The 19,970-nt window shown below is 40.9% G+C and carries 16 protein-coding genes; all 16 read right to left on the reverse strand.

The genetic code is table 11. The features are described 5' to 3' along the window. Window positions 1–78: 78 nt before the first annotated feature. The 16 genes from MHH23_RS12755 to MHH23_RS12830 all read right to left on the reverse strand — a co-directional run bounded on the left by MHH23_RS12755 (window position 79) and on the right by MHH23_RS12830 (window position 19,957). On the reverse strand, window positions 79–3,195 hold the full coding sequence (locus MHH23_RS12755; RefSeq protein WP_249855850.1) for an MMPL family transporter: 3,117 nt from the start codon (window positions 3,193–3,195) through the stop codon (window positions 79–81). A 319-nt stretch (window positions 3,196–3,514) separates the two neighbouring features. Next, window positions 3,515–4,744, reverse strand: a complete 1,230-nt coding sequence (locus tag MHH23_RS12760) for an MFS transporter (RefSeq protein ID WP_235672150.1) — start codon at window positions 4,742–4,744, stop codon at window positions 3,515–3,517. A gap of 103 nt (window positions 4,745–4,847) precedes the next feature. Next, window positions 4,848–5,573: a GntR family transcriptional regulator gene (locus tag MHH23_RS12765; protein WP_008344706.1), complete on the reverse strand. Its 726-nt coding sequence runs from the start codon at window positions 5,571–5,573 to the stop codon at window positions 4,848–4,850. A 164-nt stretch (window positions 5,574–5,737) separates the two neighbouring features. Continuing rightward, window positions 5,738–8,113, reverse strand: coding sequence for an FtsK/SpoIIIE family DNA translocase (locus tag MHH23_RS12770; RefSeq protein ID WP_056704740.1), 2,376 nt, complete (start codon window positions 8,111–8,113; stop codon window positions 5,738–5,740). Window positions 8,114–8,223: 110 nt separating this feature from the next. Then, window positions 8,224–8,460 (reverse strand): YlzJ-like family protein, encoded by a 237-nt coding sequence (locus MHH23_RS12775; RefSeq protein ID WP_008344712.1) that lies wholly within the window; start codon window positions 8,458–8,460, stop codon window positions 8,224–8,226. After that, window positions 8,457–9,185, reverse strand: coding sequence for a ClpP family protease (locus tag MHH23_RS12780; protein ID WP_326378245.1), 729 nt, complete (start codon window positions 9,183–9,185; stop codon window positions 8,457–8,459). The genes MHH23_RS12775 and MHH23_RS12780 overlap by 4 nt, the downstream gene beginning before the upstream one ends. 121 nt (window positions 9,186–9,306) lie before the next feature. Then, complete coding sequence (rnjB, locus tag MHH23_RS12785) at window positions 9,307–10,974, reverse strand: ribonuclease J2 (protein ID WP_008344715.1); 1,668 nt, start codon at window positions 10,972–10,974, stop codon at window positions 9,307–9,309. A 171-nt stretch (window positions 10,975–11,145) separates the two neighbouring features. Continuing rightward, a complete protein-coding gene (gene dapA, locus MHH23_RS12790) occupies window positions 11,146–12,012 on the reverse strand; it encodes a 4-hydroxy-tetrahydrodipicolinate synthase (RefSeq protein WP_072367253.1) in 867 nt (288 codons plus the stop codon). Between the two features lie 30 nt (window positions 12,013–12,042). After that, entirely contained in the window at window positions 12,043–13,257 is a 1,215-nt protein-coding gene (gene dapG / locus MHH23_RS12795; RefSeq protein ID WP_019744173.1) for an aspartate kinase, read from the reverse strand. Window positions 13,258–13,349: 92 nt separating this feature from the next. Further along, entirely contained in the window at window positions 13,350–14,369 is a 1,020-nt protein-coding gene (gene asd, locus MHH23_RS12800) for an aspartate-semialdehyde dehydrogenase (RefSeq protein WP_017359063.1), read from the reverse strand. A gap of 139 nt (window positions 14,370–14,508) precedes the next feature. Then, window positions 14,509–15,102, reverse strand: a complete 594-nt coding sequence (dpaB, locus tag MHH23_RS12805; RefSeq protein WP_017367267.1) for a dipicolinate synthase subunit B — start codon at window positions 15,100–15,102, stop codon at window positions 14,509–14,511. Beyond that, window positions 15,099–16,001, reverse strand: a complete 903-nt coding sequence (gene dpaA, locus MHH23_RS12810; protein ID WP_017359065.1) for a dipicolinic acid synthetase subunit A — start codon at window positions 15,999–16,001, stop codon at window positions 15,099–15,101. The genes dpaB and dpaA overlap by 4 nt, the downstream gene beginning before the upstream one ends. Window positions 16,002–16,124: 123 nt before the next feature. Further along, window positions 16,125–16,397, reverse strand: a complete 273-nt coding sequence (locus tag MHH23_RS12815) for a YlmC/YmxH family sporulation protein (RefSeq protein ID WP_008344726.1) — start codon at window positions 16,395–16,397, stop codon at window positions 16,125–16,127. Window positions 16,398–16,458: 61 nt separating this feature from the next. Further along, window positions 16,459–18,426, reverse strand: a complete 1,968-nt coding sequence (gene asnB, locus MHH23_RS12820; protein WP_096881427.1) for an asparagine synthase (glutamine-hydrolyzing) — start codon at window positions 18,424–18,426, stop codon at window positions 16,459–16,461. 12 nt (window positions 18,427–18,438) lie between these two features. Beyond that, window positions 18,439–18,993, reverse strand: a complete 555-nt coding sequence (locus MHH23_RS12825; protein WP_058337321.1) for a hypothetical protein — start codon at window positions 18,991–18,993, stop codon at window positions 18,439–18,441. After that, window positions 18,962–19,957, reverse strand: a complete 996-nt coding sequence (locus MHH23_RS12830) for a hypothetical protein (RefSeq protein WP_282747176.1) — start codon at window positions 19,955–19,957, stop codon at window positions 18,962–18,964. Before MHH23_RS12830 ends, MHH23_RS12825 begins: the two co-directional genes overlap by 32 nt. Window positions 19,958–19,970 lie beyond the last annotated feature (13 nt).

Here is a 19,970-nt window from a genome sequence, read left to right on the forward strand (position 1 = left end):
CATTTAATAGTCATTATATCAATCAGAGGAAAGGATAGGAAATAAAAACGCCTCTGCTAAAAGCAGAGACGCAGGTTGTTATTTCATTCTAAACGGCCACCAATTCCATTTTCCAAAGATGCGAACCATGACCGGAATAAAGAGTGGTAGAACAACAAAAGCATATAATAAAAGTCCAATGAGTACGACCGTTGCAATTTCAACTAATGACAATACACCCGAGGGCAGCATCGCAGCAAAAGTACCCGCTAAAATAGCAACTGCTGAAATAATGACGGACCCCATATTTCTCATCGCTGATATCATGGATGCTTGAACATGCTCTCCCTTCCATTCATTAAAGCGATCCATCAGGAAGATCGAATAATCAATGCCAAGGGTCACAAGGATAACAAAGCTGAAAAATGGAACAGCCCAGCTGACACCATCGTAGCCAAAGAATGTTTTGAAAATCCATTCTGTTAAACCAATGGATGTAAAATACGTTAATATGAGTGAAAGTGTTAAGTATATCGGCATGACGATTGACCTTAGTAATAAAACTAAAATAATAAAGATACCAATTAACATGAAAATAACCGTTCTGATAAAGTCACCGTCTGACGTTTCTTTTAAGTCAACATTTAAACTGGAGATACCAGATACACCGTAATTGGCATTTTTCAAACCACTTACAGGTAAATATTGATCAAGGGTTTCTTCAATTTTTGCTACACCTTTCATTGCTTCATTGCTGTATGGATTTACATTTAAAATCACTTCAAAGGTTGTTAATTTACGATTTGGGGACATATACGTATTAAATATTTTCTTAAACTCATGGCGTTTCAATACTTCTTCTGGTATAAACCAGCCCGTTACTTCTTCATCTGGTGCTTCCTGAAGCTGTTTTAAGTAGCTGTCTGCCTCGGTAAAGCCGCTTTTTACTTGCTCAAGTCCGGAAATACTTTCATCTAATCCATCTGTTAATAGTGATAGTTTAGATGATAGCTGGTTAAACCCTTTTTTCACGGCTTTTTGGCCATCTGTCAGCTGATCTGCGCCATCTTCAATTTTAGGCATTTCTTTGATGAGCTGTTTTTGGCCTTTATTCGTTTCATCAAGACCATCATAAATTTGATCTAGACCTGTCATCAGCGCCTTTACTTGTTGTTTGATTTCTTTTTGCTTGCTTGAGAACGTTTGAATGACTTGATCTGCTTTCTTGATCTTTTGTTTAAAGGCAGATGCTTCCTCTTCATAGACGCTCATTTGCTCTCCAGCTTGATCGAGCATTCCTTTTGTGTCTTTGAATACTTTTTTGATTTCTTTATATTCATTCATGTCTTTGATTTCTGGAAGCCGGTTTTCAAGCCCTTCAAATGATACGTTTTCATAGGATTGTTTCACTTTTTTAATCGTTGTCATCAGCTGTTCATTTGATGTTGCGTGACCTTCAAGTGTGCTTACGACTCGTTCAAGATCTTGAATCATGGTTTCACTTCTGCGATATTCTTGCTCTAATTCTTTTTTCGCTTGTTTGATTTCAGTGCGAATGGTTCCTACGCCCTCTTTACTGCGCCTCACACCATCCTCTAAAGAAATGAGTGATTTCCTCACTTCTCCGATACCGCCTTTGATGGCTTTTGTCCCATCAATCAATTGATCAATCCCTTTAGCGGATTCTTCAATTTTTGGTTTTTGTTTGAGAAGTGCTAAGTTTGTTTCGGTCAAGCCATCTGTAATTTTCCCGATGCCCTCGTGACCTTTCCCAAGCTCTCCCCCCAGCTCTTTCGCTTGAGAGGTAACATAGAGCTGACTTAACCCATCTCCAACTGGGCGAGTGACACTGCGAACCGCTTTCACTTCCTCAATGTCATTTAACTTACGGGTCAGTTTTTCAATCATGACGATCTTTTCTTGATTATCGAGCTCATTGTCACTTTCGACAAGCACATTCAGCGGCAGCGCTTCACCAAAGCCAAATTGCTCAGATATCGTATTAAATGCAGACACTGACTCATACTTTGTCCCAATCTCATTTAAACTATTATAAGAAAGAGTGCCGTCATACATCAGAATCGGAGGAACAGTGATGAGTGCAACTACACCTAAGCTGATGAGCGGTCTTTTAAATGAAAAGCGCCCAGCCCATTCCCAAATCTTACTTTGTGGATGACGAATGTTTTCTCTTTTAGACGGCCAAAAAAGGGATTTTCCGAAAACCGACATAAAAAAGGGAACGATTGTGACAAGTGCAATGAGCAGGATGCCAACGCCTACGGCAACGCTGACGGCTGATTGGTACAATTGGAATTTTGCGAAACCAATACTTGAGAAGCCGACTAACACAGCTAAGCCGCTGAAAAAGACTGTTTTCCCTGCACATTGATACGTGATGATAATCGATTCTTTGACATCACGCCCTTGACCAATCTCCTCTTTAAAACGGCTTAAAAGTAATATACAATAATCCGTTCCTATACCGAACATAATAGCTACCATAAAAATCTGAGTGAAATTAGAAATAGGAAATTGTGTATATTCTACGAGAAAAGCCACAATACACCGGCTGACAGCATAAGAAATGCCAATCGTAATAAGCGGAACAACAGGTGCCAGTATCGATCTGAATACAATTATTAAAATAAAGAAAATAAAAATCATCGTGATAAGTTCAGTTTTCTTCAGACCTTGTTGAGAGCTTTTAATGACATCTGAGTCCACAAATTTTTGACCTGTCATTTCATATGAGACGTTGTAGGGCTTTAAAACTTCCTCAATTCGTTCTTTAACCTTCACAGCTTTTGTTTCGTAGTGGTCGAATTTGAATGGAACAAGAAGTGTACTTTTATCCTTTGATAAAAGTTGTTTTTGAATGTCACGATCTACATGAAAATACGAAGTAATTCCGTCAATGTGGAGTTCTGGGGCATGTGTCATGAGTGCAGCTAAAGCCTTTTTTAATTCCTGCTCTTTGGCAGGGAACAAATGTTGTTCGGAGAATACAATCACACCAGTATCTTTTTTCCCATTATGATCTGAAAGCTTATCCAATAAGTGAAGTGCCTCAGCTGTTGGTGTCCCCTCTGGAACCTTTAACTGCCCTTTTTCTCTTGTTAATTCCTCTAAATCGGGCGCAGTAATAAACAGAATCACAGCTGTTATCATCCACACCATTAATACAATCCATCTTGCTTTAATTATTTGCAACATAGCTGCTTCAAGCTCCTTCTAGTTCATCAATCAATTTGCTGTTTTTGAGCGTGTCTGAAGTGCTGACTTCGTCTCCTTCAACGTGCTAATGGCAGGATGACCTATTCAATTGTCCTTTCGTGTTGAAGAAACGCATATCCATCATCAGCCACGAGCTCAATTTCTGCCTTAAAACAAAGACAGAAAATGAATGTTTTTGAACACCTCCTATTTGGGATAATTTAAAAGATATTACTATACATTAGTTTAACTATCAAAATTTTACATGTCAATTTATAAAAAAGAAAAAAGATGGCAAAATACCGTCTTTTTTCTATGTTTAAACCGTTTTCAATTGTTCACTTTCATCCTTTTCATCTGGCTGGATGAAAAAGAGGACCAAAAATAATGAAATGAGACTACATATGGTCGATAGAATAAAAACGATGGCGTCTCCTTTATCCATAAGAAATGCGTAAATTGGAGGTCCTAAAGCAACACCGATAAACCGCATACTGCTATAAAATGACGTAATGGTTCCGCACTGCTCTTTTTCAATCCCTTCTGTTATCAACGCATCAAGTGCTGGAAGCACAATGCCGATCCCTACGCCGCCAATACTTAAGCAGACAAACAACACGTAAAAACTGTGATTCCACCATAAAAATATATACGAAAGTGATAAAAGAGCCATACCAACGATGAGAAATATCCTCATTTTCCCCTTTTCTTTCCCGATTGTTTTCCCCGCAATATACGAGCTGATTGATAAGAAAAGGAGCGGGATACTTAGCAGCAAGCCTTTTTTGACACCCGTTATTTGATACGCTGCCTCTAGGTTATCTGATAAATAAAAGAGCACGCCAAAAAGAAGAAACATAATAAAACCACCAATAGCAAAAATGGCATAAAGCCAGCGTCCCTCATGTTTAAAAATCGTCTTTGTTGCTTTTAAAAACTCTTTAAATGTAGGCGGATCTTCCTCTTTCTTTGCGGATTCAACCATAAACAGAACCATCACAAAACTGATGATTGAAAAGAATGGAATGAACCAAAACGGCACAAACCAAAACCAAGAAGCGAGAAGTGCCCCAATAATAGGACTGAGTACCTTTCCAGCTGTGTTAGAGGTTTCGATTGCTCCAAGTCCCGCACTTACCTCTTCATCATCGTGAAACAAATCGCCAATAAACGGCATGACGACAGGTGCTGCCCCGGCTGAACCAACACCTTGAAGGACCCTGCCAAATAGAATCCACATGTACGGTTCTTTCATGATGGTTGAGGCCACAGCTGCAACAGCTCCTCCAAGCCCTGCGATTAAAAGACACGGTAAAAGTACCTTTTTCCGCCCAATTCGGTCAGATAAATAACCGGCAATCGGAATACACAAAATCGCCACAACGGAGTATACCGTAATAATGAGTGACACTTGAAAGGAAGTGATTGAGAGTTTCTTTTCTATCTCTGGTAATACGGGTATTAGCATCGAGTTCCCAAGCGTCATGATTAGAGGCACTGATGATAATGCAATAATATTCTTTTTACTGACTGTTTTCTCGCCCAACATCATTCACCCAATTCTATATACTGTTACGTATTAGTGTGGCACGTTTCACGGGTTTTATGTATAGACAAACAAAAAGCAACCGCCTATGGAAGCGACTGCTTTGTTAAAATCGTTTACGTATGACATGGAAGCTGAATTTATCCGCTCGAAAATAATTGAGCGAGTATAAGACCGGCTGATCATCTTGATCATAGTGCATTTGTTTCAGTAATAGTAACGCTGTTTCTGGGTCACATTCTAATATCGGTGAAACCTGATCGTGATAACCAATCGGTTCGATGTCTGCCACGGCATATTTAATTCCGCTGTGCGGTTCTCTCCCAAACAGCTCAAAAAGCGACTCTTCCTCGTGAGTAAAAGAAGCGGGAAGATGTTTGACCGGAATTTTATCTAAACAATAGACGACTGGCTGTCCATCTGCTGTTCGAACGCGTTCCATTGAAAAAACCTTCTCGGATTCATCACACTGAAAACGAATGACATCATTCTCTGTCGGCTCCCCTTCTTGTGAGGACAAAAAGATGGTACCTGGCGTCATATTGACCTGTTCAATCATTTTTGTAACACTTGTCAGCTGTTCAATGCCAGTAGAAAAAAGCGGTCTTGAGTTGACGAAAGTCCCCACACCATGCCTTCTTATTAAATATTTCTCTTCTTCTAATATACGAAGGGCTTCACGAAGGGTCGCTCTGCTCACGCCTAAAAGCTTTGAGAGCTCAAATTCAGAAGGCAGCTTTTCTTTTTCGGCATATACGCCTGTTTGAATATCTTCTTTAATACGGTCAATCACTTTCAAATATAAATGGCGATTGTCTGTTTTGGTCGACATGTTTTCCCTCCGTCTAATCAATGCAAATGATAAGATGAGAAATCTCTATTCCGAGATAAGATGAACATAACTATATCATGTTTTTGCAAATAAATAAATAGTCTGACATCCAGTTAACATAATCAATATATCGTTAACTTTATGGTAGGAAAGCTCTCTTCGAATTATGAAGAGAGCTCGTCATGTTGTTCTTTTGAGAGGAGGACTTCTCTCGGTTTACTTCCTTCATATGGTCCGACAACCCCGCGCTCTTCCATTGCGTCAATAAGACGTGCAGCACGAGTATAACCGATGCGGAACCTCCTTTGCAGCATAGAAACAGAGGCCGTCTGCATACCAATGATCAGTTCAACTGCTTCATCATATAAGTCGTCGTCCACAGCCCCAAGCTGATCTTGCGTTTCTTCACTTGGGATCATTTCTTCTTGATATTGTGCTTTTTGCTGTGTGATAACATGATCAACGACATGTTCCACTTCTTCATCTGATAAAAAGGCGCCTTGTACACGAACTGGTTTGTTCGCACCGACCGGTAAGAACAACATATCCCCTCTGCCCAGCAATTTTTCTGCGCCTCCCATATCAAGAATGGTCCTTGAATCGGTTTGTGACGATACGCTAAATGCAATACGGGATGGAATATTGGCTTTAATGACACCAGTAATGACATCAACCGAAGGTCTCTGTGTGGCGATAATTAAATGAATCCCTGCAGCACGTGCCATTTGAGAAAGCCTTGTAATGGAATCTTCCACATCAGAGGAAGCAACCATCATTAAATCAGCAAGCTCGTCTACAATGACGACAATATAAGGGAGTTCTGGTTGCTTCGCTTCTTCTGATTGATTCATTCGTTTAATGTAATCATTGTACCCTTCAATATTTCTTGTACCCGTATGAGAAAACAATTCATAACGGCGCTCCATTTCACTCACCACTTTTTTAAGTGCCTGTGAGGCTTTTTTAGGATCGGTTACAACTGGAGCCAACAGATGCGGGATGCCGTTATAAACATTTAATTCAACCATTTTCGGGTCAATCATCATCATCTTTACTTCATGAGGTTTTGCTCTCATGAGAATACTTGTGATAATGCCATTGATACATACGCTTTTTCCGCTTCCTGTTGAGCCAGCCACAAGTAAATGCGGCATTTTGTTCATTTCAGCCAGCACAGCTTCACCAGAAATATTTCGGCCCAGTCCGATGAGTAGCTTGGCATTTGGGCGGTCATTTTGTTTCGATTCTAAAACCTCTTTTAAAGAAACCATCGCAATTTCTGCATTGGGAACTTCAATTCCGATGGCGGATTTACCAGGAATCGGCGCCTCAATTCGAATGTCTTTTGCAGCTAATGCAAGGGCTAAATCATCACTCAAGTTGACGATCTTACTTACCTTCACGCCGACATCAGGGTATACTTCATATTTTGTGACGGCCGGCCCTAAATGAACTTGTGTCACTTTTGCTTTTACACCGAAGCTTTGGAAGGTCTTTTCAAGCTTTCTTGCATTTTCATAAATATTCTTCTTATCTGTTTGCTGACCTGAATGCTGCGGCTCAGCTAAAATATCAAGCGATGGCAGCTCATAATCCTTATTTTCAAGCTCCGTAAACGTCATAGGCGGAGCTTCTTTTGGTTCATCCCCTGTATCATGAGACGGAGTGCCTTGTACAGTTTCTTGAAGAGGATCTGGCTCATTGACCGGCTGATCTTTTTGAAGTTGCGGTGTGAGCATGTCATCTCGATCAGCAAAACTTGAGATAATCGGCTGACGATTGTCAGAAGCTTGCTCTTCTTCCTCGATCAAGATATGATCATGATCTTCTTCGGCCTCTTCTTGTATGCGTGAACGTTTTTTCTTTTCACTTGTTTTCTGCGCAGGTGCATTCTTTTTCGCCCGCCTTATGCCTTTCATATCTTCAATAAATGCCTTCCACTGCTTCACCAAAAATTGTGATACAGGCAGCGTCACTTTTTTGACCATTTCTTGCAGTGACCGGTTTGTGATCAGAACAATGCCGATCAGCATTAGCACAATGGCCATGATTTGCGATCCTGCTTGTGCAAACAAGAAATAGGAGGCCGCAAATAATACGGCACCGATCATACCGCCTCCTAAATCGGGTGAGCCTGTTTCACCTTTCATATCCATTAAGAATAACTCAAACGTATTTCTGATTACACTTTGAGAGCCTATCACGCCTGCAGCTGAAAGATGCTGAAAAAGCTTCACATGGGACAAAAGCAAGATACTCGCAATGATGCAGTATAAACCTGCTTTTCTTCTTGTCAGTAAATCAGGAATTTGTTTTTTCCAAAAGATCGTCACACCAAAAAGAAATAATCCGATAAGGCAGAGAATAAACCATTCACCTGCAAAGAATCGGAATAGATGTACAAAGGTTTGTCCAACTACACCTAGCTGTAAAATGGCAATGATCGCTATGGCAATACAGACTAACCCATTTAGTTCATATTTCAGTTTTAGCTGTTTATTTTGTTTTTTTCTTGTTTTACGTTTTCTCTTTTTCGCCATACTCATCACCTTACTACAAAAGAAAATATAACCTACGAAAAGATCAGAAAGAAAGCAGCCTGGTTTTGGCTGCATCTTGTTGTAAGTTTTCCCTTTATTATAGCATAGAATCATTCATATGAGTCGGTTTGATTGGTGCCTAAATGTAACTTCAATCGCTTACCTGGTGCAAGCTCCTGATTCAAAAAGTCCATTGGATTCGTACTCATTACTTGAACGATTTCCGCTTCATCTTCTTTCATTTCAACCATCACTGGCACGCCCTGAATGTTTACCTGCTGGAGTTTGCGTTCTCCTTGTTCCTCAGCGTAAATGGCTTCATAAGGCATAGGTGTATATAAAATCATTGGATCAGCCCCTCGTTTTGTGCTGCCCGTTCTCCAATGAGCTCGTTCAGCTTTTTAATCGCTTGTCCAACGCCGCCTACTTCATTCATCAGCCCGTATTCCGCCGCCTCATGGCCAACGACATTTGTCCCAATGTCTCTTGTTAGATTGCCTTTAGAGAACATAAGCTCTTTAAATTTCTCTTCTGTAATGTTTGAGTGACTCGTGACAAAATTTATGACTCTTTCCTGCATTTTATCTAAGTATTCAAAGGTTTGCGGAACACCGATGACTAGACCGGTTAAGCGTACAGGGTGAATGGTCATCGTTGCTGTTTCGGCAATGTATGAATAATCACACGATACGGCGATTGGGACCCCAATAGAGTGGCCGCCGCCAAGCACAATGGATACAGTCGGTTTGGATAAAGAAGCGAGCATTTCCGCAATGGCTAGTCCTGCTTCTACATCGCCGCCCACTGTATTTAAAATGATTAGAAGTCCTTCAATTTTTGGGTTTTGTTCAACTGCTACGATTTGTGGAATGACATGTTCGTATTTGGTTGTTTTATTTTGTGGCGGCAGCTGCATGTGCCCTTCAATTTGTCCAATAATAGTCAGGCAATGTATGTTTGTATCTTGTGACAACTGCGGGACGGCTGTTTCACCAAGCTGTTGTATTTTGCTCATAATGCTATCTTTTTCTTCTGGTTTTCGCTCAGGCTGCTGTTCATTCTGTTCGTCCATTTGTCTCCATCCTTTCCTAAAAACTCTCCTCCTATTATGAACAAGATCGTCACATTCCATCCGCATTCATCATGTCACATCAAAAAAGCCCAAAGAGCTTGTGCTCTTTGGACTTTTCTCATCACACTTCCATAATAATTGGAATGATCATTGGCTTACGTTTTGTTTTTTCATATAGGAATTGATTTAGTACATCGCGCATGGATTGTTTCAGTGTTGACCATTCAACAATTGAGTTTTCCGTTTGCTCTTTCACAATCCCTTTGACCATTTCTGTTGCTTTCACAATCAGCTCTTCGGATTCTCTTACATAAACAAATCCTCTTGTGATGATCTCAGGTCCAGAAATTAATTGTTTCTTTTGTTTATCGAGCGTAATGACCACAATTAAGATGCCATCTTGAGACAATAGGCGTCTATCACGTAAGACAATATTCCCAATATCACCAACACCAAGACCGTCGATCAAAATGTTCCCTTGATGTACTTTTTCACCGATTTTGACGTTTTGACCTCTAAATTCCACAACATCCCCTTTATCAATTAAGAAAATGTCGCTTCGTTTCATGCCCACTTCTTCAGCAATACGAGAATGTGCTTTTTGCATGCGATATTCGCCGTTTACTGGAATTAAATACTTTGGCTTCAGTAAGTTCAGCATGAGCTTTAACTCTTCTTGACAGCCATGTCCAGATACATGCACACGTTTTTGAGCAAAAATCACTTGTGCTCCGCTTCTTGTAAGGAAATCCACCGTTTTTGAATAGGTGAGTTCTTGTCCTGGAAGAGGTGTAGACGCAATCACAACCGTGTCATCTTTTTCAATATGAAGCTGTTTGTGATTTTGTTTCGCCATTTTTGTTAAAGCAGCGAGAGGCTCACCGTGGCTTCCTGCTGTGAGAATGACCACACTGTTTTTCGCCATTTTTTTCACTTCTTGGACTGGAACAAATAATTCTTCGTCTGCTGTCACATAACCAAGTTTGATCGCAAGCTGAAGAGTTGTCATCATATTTTTCCCTGCTACTGCAAGCTTACGGCCATTTTGGTTTGTGGCATTAATGATTTGCTGTACACGGTTAATATTTGATGAAGATACAGCGACAATCACACGATTTTCAGCATTGTACATCGCATTTGAGATTTCGTCTTGGACGAGCGCCTCAGAAGGTGTATAACCTGGTTTTTCAGCATTTGCACTGTCTGAAAGAAGTGCTAAAACGCCGTTGTTTCCAATTTTCGCAATCTCTCCGATGTCACAGGCTTGGTTAAGCGCTGGGGTTTGATCAAATTTAAAATCACCTGTGCATACGATTGAACCAAGAGATGTTTTGAAGCTGATTCCGACTGAATCAGGAATACTGTGATTCGTTCTAAAGAACGATACCTTTGTTGTTTCAAATGTAATGACTGACTTTGCATGAACCTCTCGCAAATCAGCTTTTTGATTGAAGCCGTATTGCTTTAACTTTTCTCGAAGTAACGCAAGGGTCAGCTTCGTGCCGTAAACTGGTACAGACAATTTGCTTAAGCAATGGAATACGCCTCCGATTGCTTCATCATGTCCGTGGGTAAGAAAAATTGCTTTCACCCGATCAGCTCGTTCTGTTAAATAAGAGATATCAGGAATGACCACGTCAATGCCTAGCATTTCGTTTTCTGGATGCATGAGTCCTGCATCTACAACATATATGTCGGAATCAATCTCAATGACATATAAGTTTTTCCCGATTTCTCCAACGCCTCCCAGTGCAATAATTCTTACGTTCTCTGTATTTTTCTTTTTCAAAATTCTTATCCTCCTAGTCTCAAGCCCGTCCATCATCGCTTAATGCTATTATAACTGAATCTAATTTTAGAAAACAAGATGAAGTCACATTTTAAGAAAGTGTTTATGTATAAAAAACGGTCATACTCAGGGACATCTGAGAATGACCGCTTACGAATTTTTTTGTTTTGATCAGCTGTTTAATACGCTGCTTAAATTCAGTCTCTCTTCTTCTGATAAAGGTAAAAGCGGGAGACGAACGGACCCGACATCTAATCCTTTCAGCTGAAGAGCTGTTTTGACAGGCGTTGGATTTGGCGCTGAGAACAGCTGGTTCATGATCGGCACCAGCTTTTGATGGATCAATGCTGCGTTTGCTGTTTGTCCTGAAGCGTAGCTTTTTAGCATTTGCTGCATATCAAGGCCTACGATATGAGAAGCCACTGAGACGACTCCTTTTGCACCAACCGCAACCGCAGGAAGCGTTAAGCTGTCGTCACCAGAATAAACGTCAAAATCTTCTGGTGTCTCTGCAATGATTTTTGTCATGGCATCTAGATCACCGCTTGCTTCTTTGATTGCGACAATATTCTGTATTTGCGCAAGTTTAATCGTTGTTTCTGGTGCTAATGAAGCAACCGTTCTTCCTGGTACATTGTAAAGCATGACAGGAAGAGATGTAGACTCGGCAATTGCTTTAAAGTGTGCATACATGCCTTCCTGTGATGGCTTGTTGTAGTAAGGTACGACAAGCATCACTGCATCAACGCCCGCTTCTTCTGCTTTTTTCGTTAGTTTAATAGACGCATTTGTGTTATTACTGCCTGTTCCTGCAATGATTTTACAACGACCATTTGCTAATTTCACCGATTGCTGAAAAAGAGCGACTTTTTCTTCAGTCGATAAAGTTGGCGATTCGCCTGTTGTCCCTGCAACGACTAAAGAGTCACTGCCGTTTTTTAACAAGTAATCAATGAGAATTGATAGCTTTTGGAAATCAATGTTGCCCTTTTTATCAAAAGGTGTAATCATAGCTGTTGCGATATTTCCGAAATTCATTTTTTTCACCTCATCATGATTCAATCACATTTATCTTGAAAGTTCAAACACTTCATGAAGGGCATTAACAGCCGCTCTCATGTTTTCTTCGTTCACTAACACCCAAATCGTCGTATGACTGTCAGCGGACTGTAAGATCGGAATATTTTGCTCAGATAGTGCAGATACAATTTTAGATGTGACACCTGGTACACCCATAATGCCTGCTCCAACAGCTGATACCTTTGCACAGTTTGTCGTGACAATCGGCGTATAGCCCAGATCTTTTAGGATCGCCGTTGCTTTTTCAGTCATTGCACCTGTCACCGTATAGACGATTTCGCTCGGTGTAATGTTGAAGAAATCGACACTAATTTGGGCATTTGCCATTGCTTTAAAGACTTCTGTTTGTACGCTGTACTGTCCCTCTTTAGCTGGGACTTTGATTTGTGTAACATCATTGACATGTGCAATACCCGTAATCAGGCGGTCATACACATCATGACTCATTTTATCTGAGTAGTGTGATGTCACGAGTGTGCCCTCATCATCAGAGTATGTTGAACGGACCCTCATTGGTACTTTTGCTTGCATGGCAATTTCAACAGCTCTAGGGTGAATGACTTTTGCCCCTTGGTATGCGAGGTTACAAATTTCTGTGTATGTCACGACTCTCAATGGTTTTGCATTTTCTACGATACGGGGATCTGCTGTCATGACCCCTTCTACATCTGTAAAAATATCGATGAAATCTGCCTGCAATGCAGCGCCTAACGCAGCAGCTGACGTATCACTGCCGCCTCGTCCGATTGTTGTCACGTCTCCATTTTTTGCAGCGCCTTGGAATCCAGCAACGACAACCACATCATGCTCTGAAAGTGCCGCCTCAAGACGTTCACACTTCATGTCAATAATTTTCGCATTTGTATGTTCTTTATCTGTCACAAAGCCTGCCTGTGATCCAGTCATCGCTACAGCCTTTAGCCCGTTTTCATTCAGCATACTTGAAAAAACAACAGCTGAAATATTTTCTCCGCAAGACACGAGTAAATCTTTTTCTCGGTTTGTCATATGCTGCGCATTGCCGTAAAGCAGACCAAGCAGCGTATCTGTCGCATAAGGATCGCCTTTTCGTCCCATCGCAGACACGACAACGACCGATTTATAGCCTTTCTCTTTTGCAGATAGGATATGTGCAAGTGCCCTTTTTCTCCCTTGATCATCTTTGACAGATGTACCGCCAAATTTTTGGACAATTATTTTCACTGTTTTCACTCCAAGTTCATTCTGACGTAACAGAAGAGAGCAGGCGAAAGATGCCTAACTCTCTTCTATTCGTCCTCATCATCCATTGAATGTTAAACTAATTTTAATGCTCGTAAGCTTTCTGCAATTTGAACGGAGTTCCATGCAGCGCCTTTTAGCAGGTTATCAGATACAATCCACATATGGAAGCCATTTGGACGATCCAAATCCTTCCGAATGCGGCCGACAAATACGTCGTTTTTACCAACAGCATCTGCAGGCATTGGATAAATTTGCTGAGACGGATCATCTTGTAATGTGATGCCTGGTGCATCTTTTAGGATGGACTTGACGTCATCAACCGTTGCGTCATTTGATTCAAGTTCAACGTAAACCGATTCTGAATGACCCGTTTCAATTGGCAGTCTCACACATGTTGCCGCTACTTCCAGCTCTGGCAAGTGCATGATTTTTTTCGTTTCATTGATCATTTTCATTTCTTCAAATGTATAGCCATTGTCTTGGAATTTATCAATTTGCGGAATCGCATTAAAGGCAATTTGATAAGGCATGACTTCTGGTTTCACATCTTCTTTATTTAAAATGGCTTGCGACTGGCTGTACAGTTCGTCAATGGCTTCATGTCCTGCACCTGATACTGCTTGGTAAGTAGACACAATGACTTTTTTCATGCCATACGCTTGACGAAGCGGTTCTAGCGCCGCTACCATTTGAATCGTTGAACAGTTAGGGTTTGCAATGATCCCTTGATGGTCATGCAAATCTTTTTCGTTTACCTCTGGTACGACAAGAGGGGTATTTTCGTCCATACGAAAAGCACTTGTATTATCGACAACAATTGCACCTCGTTTGACCGCTTCAGGAGCTAGCGCTTTGGAAACATTTCCTCCCGCACTGAATAGTGCAATATTGACCCCTTCAAAGCTTTCAGGTGTTGCTTCTTGAACGGTATACTCTTGACCTCTGAATGTCACTTTTGTTCCAGCAGAACGTTTTGAGGATAGTAGAGTAAGTGTATCCATTTCAAAATCTCTGTCAGCTAGTGTTTTTAACATTTGTTGACCGACAGCTCCAGTCGCTCCAACTACAGCTACATGCAATCCTCTTCCCATCAGTAAAACTCCTTCCGACCCATCCATGATTCTTTTCTTTCGGATGGCCATCCTATGACTTTTTACATTTTATTTTACCATAGAAAAGCAAGGCTTGAAGTACCTTTTTTGAATCTTTCATGATTTTCTAGTGAATCTATTATTCGTTTGATCCAATTAAAATGGGCTGAATTTGTCTATGCTCGAGCGCCTCTTCTACTGTTTTCGTCAGTAGATCCATATGCGCTACCATGGAAGTCGGTTTTTTGAATGGATCATCTTGGCCGAATGGAATAAAGAAAATATTCTTTGTCGACATGAGTCTCATGAGATTTGTACCATTTAAACCTAATGCATCATTGGTGGAAATGCCTAAAACGACAGGGCGATGATTACGAATGGTCGCCTTAGCAGCCATTAAGACTGGACTGTCTGTCAGTGCATTTGCAAATTTCGCCATTGAATTGCCTGTTAAAGGCGCAATGACCATACAATCAAGTGGAAGTTTTGGTCCAAGCGGCTCTGCTTTGACGATTGAGTCAATCGCTTGAAATCCTGTCAGCTTCTCAATCCGCTCAATCCAGTCCGCTCCTTCTCCGAATCTCGTATTCGTATTTTGCACCGTATATGACACGACAGGACGCACTTCTGCCCCTTCTTTCACGAGTGATTCGATTTGCGGAAAAACGGCTTCGTACGTGCAGTGAGAACCTGTTAAACCAAAACCGATTCTTTTCCCTTTTAGTGTAGTCATGATTCCATCCCCCTTTTTTCCTCCGCAAGTTCACATAAGAGCCCAGATAGCACTTTTGCAATGATCTGCCCGGCTGTCTTTGGTGCCACAATCCCTGGAAGTCCTGGTGCAAGAAGCGCCTTCACTCCATGCTTTTGTGCAAAGTCAAAGTCTGTTCCACCTGGGCGGGAGGCGATATCCAAAATGAGTGTCTTTGGTGTCATGCTGACGATGACAGATGAATCTAATACTAAGCTTGGAATCGTATTGATGATGATGTCGACATCCGTTACTTCATCTTTTAAACGGTCCATTGAAAATGGATCAAGTCCCATCTCAAAGGCTCGCGCTAAATGGGCTGTATCCGCAGCACCAACTTTCACTTCCGCACCTAGCGCCCGAAATGTGCGGGCAATGGTGAGCCCTGTTCGACCAAGTCCGAGAACAGCGACATGTGACCCATGAATCGTATAGTCCGTTTGCTGAATGGCCATCATGATAATCCCTTCAACTGTTGGAATAGAGTTATATATGGCAATATCATCTCGCTCAAACAGCTTCACAAGCTTCCGGTTCACCTGCTTTGCCATATTGTCTAAGTACATATTAGAAATACCTGAGTACAAGGTACAATGTGCAGGGGTTCTTTCTAAATATTTAGCTTCTAGCACGACCTTCTCATTTGAAAAAACAGTGGCAACGACCCCTTCGTCTGTAGCACCTGATACCGGAAGGATCATACTATCCACTTGTTCAAATGGAAGCTCTGACATTTTCAGCTTTTCAGCACCAATAAATCCATGATCCAGCTGATCAAATCCGACCAAAAACACTTTGGCATGCTGCTGTGACAGCTTGCGAATGATTTCAAGCTGCCTAGCATCTCCCCCGATCACCGCAACCGTTAAACCGCTCAACATACTGACCGTTCACCTTCTTTATTTAAAAAAGTCTGTAATATTTTCCGAATCTCCCTTTCAGCATATGAGGAGAGGATTCAGCCTGTGAACAAATCGGAGAGAGAAAAGAAAAAGAGCACCCTTTTATGATGGGTGCTCTTTTTCTCCGTGCGGCTGAAGTTCTTCAGGCACATCCAGAATGATCATATCTGATCCTATTTTTTGAATGTGATTCCACGGAACGCGGATGTCATTTCCTTGTTTTCGAAAGCCAAACCATTTGACGGAAGGTATGATGAGTGCTGTAATTTGACCGTCCTGTTCATTTATTTCAAGGTCGGTTTGTCCAAGCACGCCAAGCCGCTCCGCTCTTTTAATATCGACGATCTCTTTTCCTGACAGCTCACTCAGCCTCAAAATCGCATCACTCCCCTTCCATATCATATATGCAGCAGGGATGGTGAATAGACCGGGCCTCTTAATGACTAGTTTGGAGCGGAAGACGCGCCCCTTTGATATAGTGATCATGCCATAATTCCAAGTTGTAAAGCATCCACACTTTTTGGTCCGCTCCATTTTTGTTCTTCTGATTCGAATGATGTCGTAAAAATTGTTCTAGCGGCTCCTTTTGAAATAATTGTGTTGCAAAGCTTTGTTGATCAAGAAGTTTCTCTTCGATTTCTCCCATTCTTTTGTTCATCCAATGATACACCGGAACAGGAAAACCCATTTTTCTTCTATATAATATACGCTTATCCACCGTTTGCTCCATTGTCTTTTTCAACATATATTTCGGAATATCTTGGACCTCACTTGTTTTAAGGCTCGATTGGAAAAATGCTTGCACTTTGCTAGGTAGCCCTTTATAAGGAAGTTTGTACTTGAAAGGCATATCGTTGACAAATTGGATGATGCGATGATCAAGAAACGGTACACGTGCTTCTAGTCCGTGTGACATCGTCATTATATCAAGCCGGTCTAACAAGTTGGGTAAATGGATTTGTTGAAATAAATAGAGCAGTTTGTTTTCATACGACGCCCCTTCCATCTCTTTAAAGCAATGGGCGATCAACTGATTCATGTGCAAATCAGCAGAATCAATTGAATGAGCGTGCTGACCTAAGAGCTGCTCTTTTTCGCTATCCGTAAACCAAGCATATCTTTTTTTATAATGTTCCATTTCCCCATCAAGATGGATAAATTGATGCACCTGTTGCTGAAAGGACGGTTCAAATAATACCTTTGAAAGGATGGATGACAGCTTTCGGTTTTTTTGAAGCCATAAAATTTTACGCCAATCTGAAGGACTCCTAAACACACGTCCATACCCTGCAAACAATTCGTCCGCTCCTTCACCACACAAAACAACCGTTACATGCTTTTTTGCTTCACGTGACATATGGTAAAAAGCGACTTCATGAGGAATGGAAAGAGGATGATCTCTTCGCTTCACAACTTCTGGCAATAATTGAAAGTACTCTTCTTCACTCATTCGATGCGAGTGAAGCTTGACGTTGTATTGTTCTGCTGCGAGCTTGGCATAGCTTTCTTCAGAAAAACCTTCCTCTTCAAAGCTGGTCGAAAAACAGTGAATATTCTCGTTCGCATATTTGGACATCAAAGCAACAATGGAAGTCGAATCCACTCCTCCACTCAAAAAAGCTCCTACAGGTACATCAGACATCATTTGTTTTTGGACACTATCTTGAAGTAATTCAAACAATCCCTTTTGATAATAACGTTCTCCCCTGTCAATTCCATCAGATGGGAAAGGATATTGCCAATAGGCCTCTTTTGTCATTCCTGTTTCATCTATTTTCAAGATGACCCCTGGGGGTAATGTTTGAATTCCTTGAAAGAAAGTTTGCTCGCCGATCGCATAACGGAAGGATAAATAACTAAGGACAGCTTCAGGCTGAATGGCAATTTGTATATCTGGATGCTGAAGAAGAGCCTTCATTTCCGATCCGAAAATAAGCCCTCCTCTACATTCTGAAACATAAAGCGGCTTAATCCCAGACCGGTCTCTAAATAAAAAGAATTCTTTCTTCTTTTGATCCCATATCGCAGCTGCAAACATTCCATTTAATTGCTCAATAAAAGAAATACCATATTCTTCATAGCCATGAACAAGTACTTCTGTATCTGTCAGCGTACGAAACGTATGACCTTTATTCCATAAGTCCTCTCTTAGTTCTTGGAAATTATATATCTCGCCATTTAAAATCACACAAATAGACTCATCTTCATTTGTTATTGGCTGCGGCCCAGATTGAATATCGATAATGGAAAGCCGCGTATGAACCAAACCAACTGAGTCGTCTTGATATACACCACTATCATCAGGTCCACGCACACTAAGTACGTTTTTCATCTTCAGTAAGATGTGTGGATCAAGTGGTGCTTTGTTAAAATGACAATAACCTGCAATGCCGCACATAGACATGGCTCCCTTCCATCACTGATCTGACTGCTGGATCGTCATTGCGAAAATATGCATAAATGGATTATCTTGAAAGCGGATTTCATCAAAAACAATTTTTTGCGAGAAGGAAAGCGAATCAATCCATAGGTTTGATGTCAAATGATGATTGATGCCGGCTACCGTATGAATATAATCAAATGCATAAGCCAATCGATCATCAAATGCAGGTTCACGTTCAATCACATCGGTTAATGAAAGACGAGACTCCAAGACAACGGTCCCCTCTCGTAATAATGTCATCTTTTCGTAGAGATTACCATTAGATGAACAGCCAACGACATGGAGCGCTTCTGCTTCAACTGCCTGAAGTTGAATAGACTGACCCTCTAATTCAATATTGTCTCCTTGATCTTGATAAATGAACTGAAAAGGAATGCCTTCGACCAAAGAGTCTTTCACGTTCATGACCAACTCAGCCGGCAAAGAAGCCCCGCCAATGGTTAATTGGCCTTTTTCATATTCATTTTGATATGTGATGCCTCTGTTATTGACATAATCATGAAGAGTGAGGGGTTGATAGGTTTTCATTTTGAATCACCTCTTTTAGTTGCGTGAGAAGGCTTGTCTCCACTTCTAATGTTTTTTGAAACCGATTCGACGTCCTTTCAATCATACTGCGAGGATTTTTGCTGAGGCCGACTCTAGCTGTAAAATTAGCAAGCACTGTCCAGCTTTGATAAGCATCTTCAAATGCTTGAATAAGGGGTTGTAAATGCTCATTTTCATATGATGATAAAAATGTCACCATATGTTTTCTGGAGTTGGCGACATCCTTTAGTCCTTCAAAATAAACATTGTCTAATAAATTACCATTTTCATCACCTTTGATACTATCTATATAATCTCTTTGAATGACTGAAATTGCGTCAAGTCCTGTGATAGCTCCAGGCAATTCAAAATGTGGCGGTGCACCTTCTAATATGGCGACATGCTCTTTTAAAACTTTCATTACATCCGGTTCTTTCTCAAGATCAACCTGTTTGATCCATTTATAACGATTTTCAGTTCGAGGCGTATGTTCGTAGACAGAGCGTGCGGCTTTCATCAAATGATCTTTACTCAATGTGCCATGATAAGAATAAGCATGGTCACTGATCACTACATGATCATCATTCACCTCAAGTACTTCCAATGTATGATATCCATGTTCTCTTTCAAAAAATGGACAGTACGGTAATTCAAATATATCTAAAGAAACAGACACAGTGCCTCTCTTAGGATGCTGTTTAAATACCCGATTCATATAGAGGTCTAATTCCTCTTCAGTGTAAAAAATTTCTTCTAAATGAATGCCATTATGATGCAGAATATCTTCACGAAAATGTTTAAAGGAACCGATCAAAACAAATCCTTGGTCTTGAGATCTATAAACAAGACCAGCTTGCCTCCAAATCCTGTCGATTTGAATTCCTTGTCTAAGAAGCATGGCTGCAATCGTTAATTGAGAACAGTTTAAATAATTGTTTCGGTAAATAGGTGCTGCAGTAGCCACATATGTCTCCTCC

The sequence above is a fragment of the Bacillus sp. FSL K6-3458 genome, assembly GCF_038005045.1.
Taxonomy (GTDB): Bacteria; Bacillota; Bacilli; order Bacillales; family Bacillaceae; genus Bacillus; species Bacillus altitudinis.